This is a genomic window from Paenibacillus lautus, from assembly GCF_050482385.1.
In the GTDB taxonomy this organism is placed as follows: domain Bacteria; phylum Bacillota; class Bacilli; order Paenibacillales; family Paenibacillaceae; genus Paenibacillus_AQ; species Paenibacillus_AQ lautus_B.
On sequence record NZ_JBCNHV010000036.1, the window covers coordinates 22,433 to 34,689 of the forward strand.

The 12,257-nt window shown below is 50.8% G+C and carries 11 protein-coding genes; 2 read left to right on the forward strand and 9 right to left on the reverse strand.

All coding sequences use genetic code 11. The features are described 5' to 3' along the window. Positions 1–529: 529 nt before the first annotated feature. The 4 genes from ABEW73_RS32760 to ABEW73_RS32775 form a co-directional block, all read right to left on the reverse strand. Positions 530–1,477: a nucleoside hydrolase gene (locus ABEW73_RS32760; protein WP_430166302.1), complete on the reverse strand. Its 948-nt coding sequence runs from the start codon at positions 1,475–1,477 to the stop codon at positions 530–532. Between the two features lie 31 nt (positions 1,478–1,508). Beyond that, complete coding sequence (locus ABEW73_RS32765) at positions 1,509–2,342, reverse strand: carbohydrate ABC transporter permease (protein WP_430166300.1); 834 nt, start codon at positions 2,340–2,342, stop codon at positions 1,509–1,511. Then, on the reverse strand, positions 2,339–3,220 hold the full coding sequence (locus tag ABEW73_RS32770) for a carbohydrate ABC transporter permease (RefSeq protein WP_430166299.1): 882 nt from the start codon (positions 3,218–3,220) through the stop codon (positions 2,339–2,341). The genes ABEW73_RS32765 and ABEW73_RS32770 overlap by 4 nt, the downstream gene beginning before the upstream one ends. A gap of 95 nt (positions 3,221–3,315) precedes the next feature. Beyond that, positions 3,316–4,638 (reverse strand): ABC transporter substrate-binding protein, encoded by a 1,323-nt coding sequence (locus ABEW73_RS32775; RefSeq protein ID WP_430166298.1) that lies wholly within the window; start codon positions 4,636–4,638, stop codon positions 3,316–3,318. A 279-nt stretch (positions 4,639–4,917) separates the two neighbouring features. Here ABEW73_RS32775 and ABEW73_RS32780 point away from each other — a divergent pair, with 279 nt between their 5' ends. Together ABEW73_RS32780 and ABEW73_RS32785 are read left to right on the forward strand one after the other, a co-directional pair. Then, positions 4,918–5,673 (forward strand): helix-turn-helix domain-containing protein, encoded by a 756-nt coding sequence (locus ABEW73_RS32780; RefSeq protein WP_430166296.1) that lies wholly within the window; start codon positions 4,918–4,920, stop codon positions 5,671–5,673. Between the two features lie 235 nt (positions 5,674–5,908). Further along, positions 5,909–6,172: an alpha/beta-type small acid-soluble spore protein gene (locus ABEW73_RS32785; protein WP_207797551.1), complete on the forward strand. Its 264-nt coding sequence runs from the start codon at positions 5,909–5,911 to the stop codon at positions 6,170–6,172. A gap of 167 nt (positions 6,173–6,339) precedes the next feature. On the opposite strand, the gene ABEW73_RS32790 is transcribed toward ABEW73_RS32785, so the two are convergent. From ABEW73_RS32790 to yycF, 5 genes are read right to left on the reverse strand one after another with little or no spacing between them, the layout of a single operon-like run. Then, positions 6,340–7,143: an MBL fold metallo-hydrolase gene (locus ABEW73_RS32790; protein WP_430166294.1), complete on the reverse strand. Its 804-nt coding sequence runs from the start codon at positions 7,141–7,143 to the stop codon at positions 6,340–6,342. 7 nt (positions 7,144–7,150) lie between these two features. Then, a complete protein-coding gene (gene yycI, locus ABEW73_RS32795) occupies positions 7,151–7,900 on the reverse strand; it encodes a two-component system regulatory protein YycI (RefSeq protein ID WP_430166292.1) in 750 nt (249 codons plus the stop codon). 39 nt (positions 7,901–7,939) lie between these two features. After that, entirely contained in the window at positions 7,940–9,220 is a 1,281-nt protein-coding gene (locus ABEW73_RS32800) for a YycH family regulatory protein (protein WP_430166290.1), read from the reverse strand. Further along, complete coding sequence (walK, locus tag ABEW73_RS32805) at positions 9,217–11,046, reverse strand: cell wall metabolism sensor histidine kinase WalK (protein ID WP_430206426.1); 1,830 nt, start codon at positions 11,044–11,046, stop codon at positions 9,217–9,219. The genes ABEW73_RS32800 and walK overlap by 4 nt, the downstream gene beginning before the upstream one ends. Continuing rightward, positions 11,046–11,777: a response regulator YycF gene (yycF, locus tag ABEW73_RS32810; protein WP_071219355.1), complete on the reverse strand. Its 732-nt coding sequence runs from the start codon at positions 11,775–11,777 to the stop codon at positions 11,046–11,048. Before yycF ends, walK begins: the two co-directional genes overlap by 1 nt. Positions 11,778–12,257: the final 480 nt, after the last annotated feature.

Below are 12,257 nucleotides of genomic sequence, written 5' to 3' on the forward strand. Positions count from 1 at the left end.
ATGGCAATTTTGAGAGTCAGTGCAATGAGAGATTCTTCATTTCATAACAACGAATAGCCCGGATGAACCTATTAACCTTGTATACGTGCGGACAACCAAAAGGTTCCATTATGCAGGGATTTTCTTCAATCCAACTCTTCTCTTCCGGCATATCCGCTATTCTTAGCAGCCTACAACCCTCATTCGCACATTCCCGCCTTAAACAGCATACCGGACAATGATGTAAAGAAAATGGCAATATCGTCAGTCTCTCATGGCAAATCGATCCAGTCCAGATCGCAACGTTGAAGGGGACTTCGGCGACCCACACATCATTCCTATTTCGATTCCCCGCAACTTATTCTTCCTAAGCCACCCATTGGAAAAATACTTCCTGCTCCCCTCCGCTTAGCCCCTGTAGACAAGATCGGCCTATCCTGCTTTCCTATTAAAAAAACCAGAAACCCTATCACAAATGGTAGGGTTTCTGGTTGAAGATGAATCTAGCTTATGCGCCCACTACTGATAAGTTAATTGGTTTTCCCCGCAATTAAGCGAGCACGGCATCCATCACCATTCGTAAGAAACGGCGGTAGTCCGCTTCATAGGCCACGTTGATCTCGGGCAAATGATCCCACGTATGGTGATGCCGCGTATCCAGAATTGTCATGCCCAGGGTCAGTTCCCCCTTCGTCTCAATCCCGACCTTGCCCTTCACGTATTGAATCAAGGAAGGCTCGATTACTGCGGCGACAGCCATCGAATCGATGAGCACGCAATACGATTCAAAGCCGCGTCCCAGCACGAACTGAATCATGTTATGCAGGAAATCCGCCTCGCGGTTTTGCGACTGCGTCAGCTCGGCAAGCTCACTCTCCGTAAAGTTCACGTCAAAATGAGTAGCCACGTCCAATCCGATGGCAAACAGCGGCACGCCTGAGTTAAATACGATCTCTGCAGCTTCCGGATCCACGTACACATTCCACTCACTCTGCGGATTATCGCCGGTAGCGTTAGCTGTTGCATATTTATTAAGTCCATAGGAACCGGCAATTGCCGTGATCGAGCTGATCATCGGTTTGATCTCCGGTGCAATCATCATGGCGAGCGCCACATTGGTCAGGGGACCCAGCGCCAGAATATGAATATCTCCCTCGTTCTTCTTGACCATCTCTATAATCATATCAGCGCCATGCAGGCCTGACAGCTCCAGCTGCGGCGCTGGCAGATGATATTCAGCTTGTCCGTCCGAGCCATGGCTGAACGGATCGGAAGCCAGTGCCCGCACCAGCGGTTTCCCCATGCCCTTAGCAACAGGGATATCGCTCTTCCCAAGCATTTCCATGACTTTCAGGGCATTCGTGCTGGTCACATGGATCGGATAGTTACCGGCTACCGTCGTAACCGCCTCTACCTGAAGGGCAGGGGACTTGATCGCCAAGATCAGGGCCAGGGAATCGTCCATCCCCGGATCACAGTCAATAATTACTTTTTTCATTGAATTCTTCCTCTCTCCATACGAAAAAATATTACTTTACACTTCCCTGGGTGAGACCGCTCACCAGATAGCGCTGGAACACAATCGTTAGTACAATAACAGGCAGGCTGGATATCAAGCCGCTGGCCGACATCAGCCCCCGGTCCAGTCCGCGTTCGCTCACGAAGGTGCTGGTCAAAACGGGCATCGTCTTTGTATGGGCGCCCGACAGCGTCACCGCAAACAGGAACTCATTCCAGCAGAAGATGAAGCAGATCAGCCCCGCTGCCGCAATGCCCGGCATGACCACCGGCAGGACGATGCGGAAGAACAATCCGATGCGGGAACAGCCGTCAATCATCGCCGCCTCCTCCATCTCCACGGGAAGCTGTGCGAAGAAGGAACGGAGCAGCCATATGATTAGCGCCATATTCAGCGCAGAATAGGTAATGATTAAAAGAACATACGTATCCAGCAGATTTACGCGGTAAGCCAGCAGGAAGATCGGCACAATCACGACCACGGGCGGAATCATTCGCGTCATCAAGAGCAGATTCGGCAGCAGCGGGCCCCCGGTACGGAAGCGTTCAATCGAATAAGCCGCAATGGCACCGATAACCACGGTGATCAGCGTGGCAATGCCGGAAATCAGCAGGCTGTTCACCAGGCTTGTCACAAAATCCGGATTCTGAAACAGGGTCAGGTAACTGTCAAAGACCGGCTGCTCCGGGAACCAGACCGGCGGAATGGCCATCTGGTCAACAGGGCGTTTAATCGATGTCAGCGCCACCCATACGATCGGCAGCATAAAGAAGAGGAAGAACAGGAGAAGTATCCCTGTTTTGAATCCCGTAAACAGATGGCCTTTCAGTTTTCGGCTATTCATCGCTTCTTCCCTCCCCGGCTAAGCATATAAAGCGCGCCAAATATGACCACGCCCAGCAGAATCATCACGGCAGCGGAGACAGCCGACGCATATCCCATGTCATAGCGGCTAAATGCGATTTTATAGTTGTATACCGACACCAGCTCGGTTGCCGTGCCCGGTCCGCCACTGGTCAGAATGTAGACCAAGTCGAAGGTCCGGACGGCGTCCATCGCCCGCAGTACGGCTACGGACAGCAAAGCCGGGGCAACCAATGGCAGGGTCATCGACCAGAAAGTCTTCCATCTGGAAGCCCCGTCCATCTGGGCAGCCTCGTACACATCGTCCGGGATCCCTTGAAGGTTAGCGAGTACCATAATCATGACAAACGGACTCCACTGCCACACGTCCGCCAGAATGACCGAGAACATTGCCCAGCCCGGATCGGTCAGCAGCTTCGATGTATCGAAGGGAATATGCAGAAATGTGAAGATGGGTCCTAGCGGCGTAAATCCCGGAAGCAGGAACAGTCTCCAGGCTACCCCGACAACAACGGGAACCATCATCATAGGGACCATAAAGGCAACTTTGAAGAATGACTTCCCCCACACATGACCCTTCAGCAGCAGGGCCAGCATCGTTCCCACGATCATTTCCGCGGCAACGGCGCCTACCGTGAACTGGACACTTCTCCATAATGAATTCATGAAGGTGGTGTCCGCCAGAAGCCTTTTGAAATTATCGAGTCCAATAAATTGGATGCCCAAATCCGGTCGCTGCAGCGGGTAGGAGAAAAAGCTTAGTCCCAGCGCTGCCAGAATCGGAATCAGCAGAACCAGAACGATGATCAGAATGCCTGGTAAAACGAACCATAGTCTTTCACGTGGTTGAGATGGCATTGTTCATTAACCGCCTTACGTTAGAGAATATAGAGAAAGGAAGGGTGCCCCTTCCTTTCTCTTAGCAGCGAACTGCTGTCATTCCTGTATGATCCTTAGTATCCTCGCGACTTCATCAATTCATTGAATTCGGTTTCCGCCTCTTTCAGGGCATCTTCGGCAGCTCGTTCGCCGAACAGATATTTCACGACGGCATTTGGCAGAATTTCGCCTGTAATTGTCGAACCTTCCGGAATGAGCGGCAGCGTCTCCAAGCGGAATGAATTCATGATGTCCGCATGCGGCTCATAGAAGCTGTATTCCGAAGCCAAACTTCCGGTAAGTGCCGAAGTACGGGCAGGAATGTTTCCTACCGGCGCCGCTTTCTCCATCATTTCCTGGCTGGTTGCGAACTCCATCCATTGGAAAGCAGCCTCCTGATTGTCGGATTGCTTGGTCATGACAAAACCGTATGGCAGATAGAAACGTTTAATGTCGCTGGTATTGTCATCATTTGCCGGAATTCCAGTGAATCCGACTTTACCGGCAATCGTGGACTGATTCGGATCCTGCGCCATTTGCGCAACCGTAGTGGCCATCTCTGCCATCGCGCTGCGTCCTTGCAAAAACTCGGAGGAAGCATCCGACCAACCATACTGTCTGGCCGCAGGAGAGGCATACTGGAACAATTCCTTGAAGTCATTCAGCGCCTTGATACCCGCTTCATTGTTGAATTGCTGTTTATAATTGCTGTCGTATAAGTCGCCGCCGTAGTTAAACAGACGGTTATAGAAGGCAAAACCGGACAGAATGCTATTCTCGCCCATCAGTGTCACGCCGTACAGGTTCTCGTCCGGACGGTTGAAGAATGCCGCGATATCCTTGTACTGCTGCATCGTTTGCGGCGGCTGCAGTTCATAGCCATACTTCTCCTGGAACGCTTTCTTCTCGGCCGCATCTTCAAACAGGTCGGTCCGATACAGAATGCCGTGCGTTTCATTCATATAAGGAAGGAAATACAGCTGTTTGTCCGCACCGAAATAAGCGTTGTCGATTCCCGGAAAGTCATCCAGCTCCAGCTCGTCCAGCTTGGCCTGCTCTGTCGCTACCGGAACGATATAGTTCGCGAGCTGGAATTCAGGCACCCAGCCGATCGGGATGTACGCCAAATCGAAATCGACCTGTTCGGATACAAATTTTAATTTAAGCTGTTGTTGATACTGATCGTAAGGCAGTTCCACGACATTCACTTTCACGCCGTACTTTTCCTCGAAGTCAGGGATGATGCTCTTGAACGCATCCGCGTGGGAACTGGTTTCCGCCATAATTGTCAGGGTCTTCGAACCTGATTTCTCCCCCGATCCAGCCGTACTGCTTCCAGCCCCAGACCCGGAACATGCGGAGAGCAATAGTGAAACCATGAGTAATGCCGCTAACATTGTAAAACTTCTCTTTTTAGAAAATACCATGATAAGCCGACTCCCCCGTTTTTCTCTATAGTTTGTTGGTTCCTAACCCATAACCTGTAACGAAAATAACAAAAATACCGACAATAGAATAGAGACGTCCCCCTAAACGCATAAGCGAACACGTCTTGTCGAATTGTCATAATAGGAACTAACTGATAGGATAATAACAATAAAACAGGCGGGATATCACCCGAATTCGGTCATCTTTTTATAATAATCGGCTAATATTTAGCCACAAGGAGGGGAATTATGGACCGACTGCTGTTTCTTTTCCATACTCACCATAAAAAAGATACCTATATTCAGCTGCATCAGCATAAATGCTATGAACTTGTTTATTACTTCGGCGGAAGCGGAAATACGCGGATCGGAACTTCAAATTTCGCCTTCAAACCGCATACCTTCGCTCTCATCTCTCCACATACCCTGCACGATGAGAAGCATACCTCCGATTCGGAGCTGCTCTTTATCGGCTTTCTCTGCGAACAGGAAGAGGCCATCCGCAATTTAAACAAAGTCATTGAGGATGACGATAAACATACGATCCAGCAGCTGATTCTGAGGATGGAATATGAGTTTACCTCCCAGCAGGAGGGATATTATGAAATGCTCAATCTGCTCGTCAGCGAGTTGACCACGCAAATTCAGCGCCTGATAGGTCTGAACAAACATCTCCAGCCGGATGAAGGGCGGCTTAAATATGCCATCAATTATATGGACGAGCATTTTCAGCAAAAAATTTCCGGCGAATCGTTAGCCAGCATGTCCGGGTATAGTTACGAGCGCTTCCGCCATTTGTTTAAAGAAACAACCGGCGTCTCTCCTCAGCACTATTTGCTGCGCAAACGGCTGGATCATGCCAAGTCCCTGCTGCTGCACACCGAAATGACCATCTCGCAAGTGGCTAACGATTCGGGATTCGTCAAGGACTCCCAGTTCTCTGCTGTATTCAAACGGGAAACCGGGGTTACTCCGATGGCCTTCCGTAAACAACCCAGCCTCTAATACGAAATACATCTGAGGCATACCTCTAGTTTATATATTGGGTAAGACTTCGTCAGATATTGAATGCAAATGATCCTTTAATTCTATCTTTTGTGTAGAATTTGCTACATCTGCCATGGTCCCATTCTCTTCATCTCTCCTCTAATATTTGAACTGGTTAGGTTATCCATTCATCTGTAAGTGACCTGCAGGGAATGCTATGCAGGGGAAACCATACTGTAAGGAGGGTTATGGGATGGCTAGAAGATCAAGGCGACGCCGGAGTCCCGAAATGCAGCAGTTCATGACCGACGTCATGCGGGACGAAGGCTATCAAGTAGACCCGCAGAGACAGCAGGACGTCAAATATGAGGTAGCCAAGTCGCTTGGGGTCCCGCTGAAGCCGGGCGACAACAGAGATCTGACCACCGAGCAGGCCGGTAAAGTCGGCGGTGCGATTGGCGGTTCCATGGTCCGGGAGATGGTTCGTATGGCGCAAGAGAGTCTCAGCAAGCGTTAGAACGAGCCTTGTTTCTTGGAATATGGTTTTCCTTAAACAGCAAAAACAGCTCCATATCATAGATCCCTATGACGGTGGGGCTGTTTTTGTTATGCCTATATAATGATTACTAGTATACAATGGCTTTGGAAATGAATTCTTCTATGGTAAACCTGTCGTTGCCTAAACTACTCCCCCACCTTGTCCCAAGGGGTCGGACGGTCATAATACGTATCGCACAATTTAAACTCGCTATCCTTAAAGAAGCAGCCGCGGTCCTCCATCGTATCGCGTACGGTCATTCTCGCCAGCTCCATCATGTTGTGATCGAGGCTGAGATGAGCAAGATATGTACGTTTGGTATCTCCCGTCAACAGCTCGCTTAAGGCATCGCCTGCCGAATTATTCGATAAATGCCCCATGTCGCCGAGAATCCGGCGTTTGGTATTCCACGGATAGCGTCCCATCCGGAGCATCTCGATATCATGATTGGCTTCCAGAACCAGGACATCCGATCCATCCAGCGCTTTCTTCACCTTATCGCTGACATAACCGAGGTCCGTAGCGACGCCCAGCTTCTCATCGCCGTCATAGAAGCAATAACCGACCGGTGCCGCAGCGTCATGGGATATTTCAAAAGGCTCCACCCGCAGCGTGCCAAAATCCTTGACCTCATGACTCTCCAGCACAATCCGGTTCTCTTCCGCAATCTTGCCCAGCGACTTGCTCATCGCTTCCCAAGTCTTCTCATTCGCAAAAATCGGCAGATTGTATTTGCGCGCCACCGCGCCAAGCCCCCGGATATGATCCGAATGCTCATGCGTGACCAGGATCCCGTCGATTTCTTCTCCCATCATTTCGCGTTCCTTCAACAGCTCATCGATGCGCCGTGCACTTAAGCCAGCATCAATCAGCAGTGTCGTATCCTCATTGCGGACAATGGTCGCATTGCCCGTTGAGCCGCTCGACAGCACGGAAAATGAAATCCCCATAGTCTTGTTACTCCTTTGTCGTATCGCTTTTTGGCGTCAGCACGTCCCCGCTGATGCCTTGTACATAGATCATCTCGCCATGATCCAATGTAAACCGCCAGGTTGGTGCTGCTAACTGATCCTCCGTATTAAACAACTGTCCATAATAGCCAAGCTGAATGTCCCTTACCGCCGAATCAGGCGGGATGAAATTACGTTCAATAAGTGTCTCCAATGCCTTCGATGCGGGCAGGACCTTCTGCTCCTCCATATCGCTGCTTGGCAGAATCTCAAACACGGGTACGCGAAACGCATGGATCTTCTGGGATTCATAGATAAACTCCAATTCCACATTAAACAGCGGCCATTCCTTCTGCACCAACGGTCGGAATACAAAGACGTTCTCCTTATCCGACGGCTCATCATGGCGATAGTTCCCAAGATCCGCGATCTTGCCTTCCAGCGCATTCCGCAATTCCTTCTCATCGGCATAAATCAGCTTGGTATCCACCGGCTGCTCCAGCCCTACCGGCTCTCCCTGGGCTTCCGCGCTGTAGATATAATTAATCTTGGGCAGTTGCGGCGTTTCTGTTGGAATCGGACTCAGCAATTGAATCCCATTCTCCTCCATCACCTGCTGGGTGCTTTGGGAAAGTGAGGTGAAATCCAGATTGGAGCCGACCTGCTCGCGGTAATCCATCCAGAGCTGATAGCCCAACACCAGATTCAGCAGCAAAAACGCGTAAATCAATACATTTTTGGCACGGCCCCAATCCATGATCATCCCTCCTTGTGATTCAATTTCCATCTTCATCATTTATTCGAGTATGATAACTGACCCGTTCTGAAGCTCCAAGGCCCATACCGGCTTTAGCAGCAGCCCTTCTTCCGTCAGCACCGGTAAATAAGCAGGATCCAGACCGATAACCATGTTTTTCTCCTCGATATAAGTCTTCAGCTTCGCTTCCAAGGCCTCGCCTCCTGTCAGCTTCACCATCTGCTTCTTCAAGGAAGCAGACTCAAGATATAAGAGCGAGCGCTCATACGAGGTGACCGTTCCCTGCTGTAAATCCAATTCCATGACGCCATACTGGAAGCCTGGTGTATTCAGGATCGGGAATCCGCCATAGTACTGCTGGAATTTCACCAGCGTCCGATCCTCGGATTCACCTGCCTTAGCCAGCCTATACATACCATTCCAGCCCCCGTGCTGATTCACGAAATCAATCGCGGACAGCACATCTTTGCCGGGATTGCTCTCACCGGATGGCGGCGCAGCCGGATCGGTGTAACTGATCCATTTTTGCCCCTGGTCCACCTGCAGGCTCCGCTTACTGTCCGTATAAATCTCGGACCCGTCTTTTTCCCGGATGTTGCGGGTGATGCTAGGGTCAAAGAACAGGCTGCGCTGCATCTGCTCTACCGTATATTCGCCAATCGGCAATTCAATGCTGACCATATTCAGTTCCTTCTCCGGAGTATAATACCGGCCATTCACCATCTTATACGGCGTCCAGCTCAGCCCGAAGTCCACCAGTTGATCCACGTCCTGTACGGTCAAATCCGCCTGTGCAGCTTCATAAACGACATCGCCCTCCGTACTAAAAAACATCACATGGATCTTCGCTTCGCCTTCCACGCTGTACAGCCATATTTTATTGATGCTTTCCCCTTCAAACAGGGAATCCGGGACGATCTGCATCACTCTCTGGAGCAGGGTAACCGGAATGCCGGAATCAAAGCTCAGCTCAATGCCCCGATTCTCGGAGCGAACCTTGGCCCAATCGATGTTGCTGACCATCCGCCGCTGGAAATTATCAAAAGTTCGCCCTTTAAGCCGGTTATACACGAGATTATAGAACGTATCGTTCGGATAGAATACCGTATGTTGGTCTTCGCCCAGATGAATAATCATCTTGTCGGGAAAGAGCAGATTCTCGGGCTTTTCCTCCGGGCCCATTTCCTCGGTTCGGATATAGGCGTTCTTGGATTGCACAACGGAATCACTGCCCGGAAAGCGGAAAATCAAAACGTAACTCTGCAGCAAACTGCCAACGACCAACACAACCAGCAGAATGGTCTTTAATCGCTCCTTCACGTTAACGCCCTCCCCTCGTTATCCAGGGGCAAGGTAAAGGTCACCGTGGTGCCTTTCTCCAGCTCGGAATGAAGCGTAATAAAACCTCCATGTGCCCTGACAATTTCCCGGGCAATGGATAAACCGAGGCCTGTTCCGCCTAAATTTCGCGTCCGGGCCTTATCTACCCGGTAGAAGCGCTCGAAGATCCGGTCAAGATCCTTCTTCGGAATGCCGATCCCGGTATCCTTTACCGATAAGGACAGCATGCCTTCCTCCGTAATGCTTGCATCCATGGTGATAGTGCCTCCGTCTGGCGTATATTTAAGAGCATTGGATATCAGGTTGTCGAGAACCTGATCAATGCCATCCCGGTCCAGCATAGCTGTCGATACGCCCGGTTTCACCTCAATAATGGTGCGGATATGCTTTTGCTTCATTTGGAAAGAGAAACGGTCCCCTACGTCCTCCAGCATCTCCACAATATCCGTCGGCTCCTTATGCAGCGCAGCCTCCTTGGAATCAAGCCGTGACAGATGCAGCAGATCCGTTACCAGCCGGATCATCCGACCGGTCTCATTCTGAATGACGCCGACAAATCGCGGCCCCATCTGTTTATCCTCCAGCGCCCCATCCTCCAGCGCTTCGGTATAACTCTTGATGGTTGTCAGCGGCGTACGCAGCTCATGGGATACATTCGCCACGAACTCCCGCCGCGACGCTTCCAACTTCTCCTGCTCCGTAACGTCTTGCAGCACCGCAATCGTACCCGTGATGCCGATCTCCCGCCGGTGAATCGGCGTAAAGGTCACACGCATCATGAACGGTTCGCTGCCCTCGCGCGGCATAATCTCCAGCAGTTTGGAATCATGGCCCTCGCTGAGCGCCAGCGCCTCCGATTCGGACTCCTCAAGACCCAGCAGGGACACGATATCATGTCCTGCCAGCTCTTCTCCCTCCACGCCCAGCATCTCTCCGGCACGCCGATTCATCAGGATGACTCGCCCCGCTTCATCGGTTGCGATGACCCCGTCGCTCATATTGGTCAGAATCGAAGCGAGCTTCTCCTTCTCCTCCTCATTCTGAGAAAGAGCTTCGCGCAGACGGCTGGTCATATAGTTAAACGCCTGGCTCAGCTGGCCGATCTCATCACTGCCGAAGACAGGCGTTTTCTCGGTGAAACGTCCGTCTGCAACAGCTCGGGCATGCTTGGTCAATTCCTTAATTGGATGGGTGATCGTATGGGACAGAATCACGCCAAGTACCGCGGTCAAGCCAAGTGCGAGCAGAATGCCCGATATAAAAATATTGTTGATCCGCTGCATCGTGCTGTACAGCTCGCTCATGCTGGCCACAATGTAGATGGCGCCAACGATTTTCTCATTGTACATGACGGGCTTGGCCACCACTTTTTTGCGGATATTATCATCATCGATAATGTATTCCTCATTATCCTGTATTCCCTGCAGCGCCCGGCTGACAACCGTCTGTGTATTCTTAGTGTTCACATAATCCGCATGGGAAGGCAGCGAGGTGGTTAGTACCCGCCCCGTGGAATCCAGCACCTGAATCTCGGCTCCGTTCAGATTGAACAGATTGTTCACCATGACACGCAGGCTGTCGTTTGAATCCTCCTTCGAATCGTTCTCGCCGCCAAGAGTCTTAGCTGCCAGAACCGACACCAGCTCGGCACGCTCCTGCAAGTCCTTCGTGAAGTTGCTGGTCAGCGAGTTCTTCATCGCACTAACAAAATACACCCCGATCAGCTGCATCGCGATCAGAATGAGAAGGACATAGATGATGATGACCTTCGCCTGAATGGTGCGGAAGAAGGACAGCCACTTCATTACAGGCCTCCGTTTTTAGCGCTGCGCATCAGGTAGCCTAGTCCGCGCCGAGTCAGGATATATTCCGGCTTGCTCGGATTCTCTTCAATCTTCTCGCGAAGTCGGCGAATCGTAACATCCACAGTCCGCACATCGCCAAAGTATTCAAAACCCCATACCGCCTGCAGCAAATGTTCACGAGTCATCACTTTACCGGCATTACGGGCCAAATAATATACCAATTCATATTCGCGGTGCGTCAGATCGAGCGCTTCCCCGCTTTTGTATACCATGTACATATCGGTATCAATAAACAGCTCAAACAGCCGCAAGCCTTGTCCGCCTGCACTTGTGCCGCCTGTGTTATCCGCTGAGTTGTCCGGCTTCTGCTGACGGCGCAGATGCGCCTTCACGCGTGCCAGTATTTCTCTGGTGCTGAACGGCTTCGTCACGTAATCATCCGCACCAAGCTCAAGTCCAAGCACCTTGTCGATCTCCCCGTCCTTCGCCGTCAGCATGATGATCGGGATCTGCAGGTTCGCGGCACGTACCTCGCGGCACACATCCATTCCGTCTTTTCCGGGCAGCATCAAATCAAGCAGCATTAAATCCGGCCGCTTCGTAAGTGCGATCTCCACCGCGCTAATGCCGTCAAAAGCGCAGATGACCTCGTAGCCCTCTTTTTCCAAGTTAAACTTTAAAATATCGGCGATGGGTTGTTCGTCATCCACCACCAGAATGGTTCCCTGCATTGTCCTGTTCACCTCATACCTTCACTTAAAGAGGATATTCAAAAAGTCCCCCTTTGATCACGAAGCAGCACCAGTAGCCCACTCGACATCGAATCTTGAATTCAGCCGGGCTTTCCGATGCTCACGTACCCAAAACGTACGCTCCGCTCCTCAATCCCTTGCTTCATCCAACCTTCTTGGTGCTGAAAGTTTGACTTTTTGAACTCACCACTTAAACGGTCTTCCTCCCATTTTACCACACCTGCCGCCGCTACACACCCACCGCTCCTAACAGCTGACCTGACTCCGGGGGTGGTTAATAGGGAGGGGTTATATGGATGGAAAGTATAAATATCTTTATTCATTTTAGACCCATATGAATCAATTTCATAAATCTAACTCCTTGCAATGAAAAGGTTTTTTAGGCATAGAAAAAGGAGTACCTCCCCAAATCTCGAATAGGTTAAGCGACTAAACCAACCAAAAGAGACGAGGTGAACT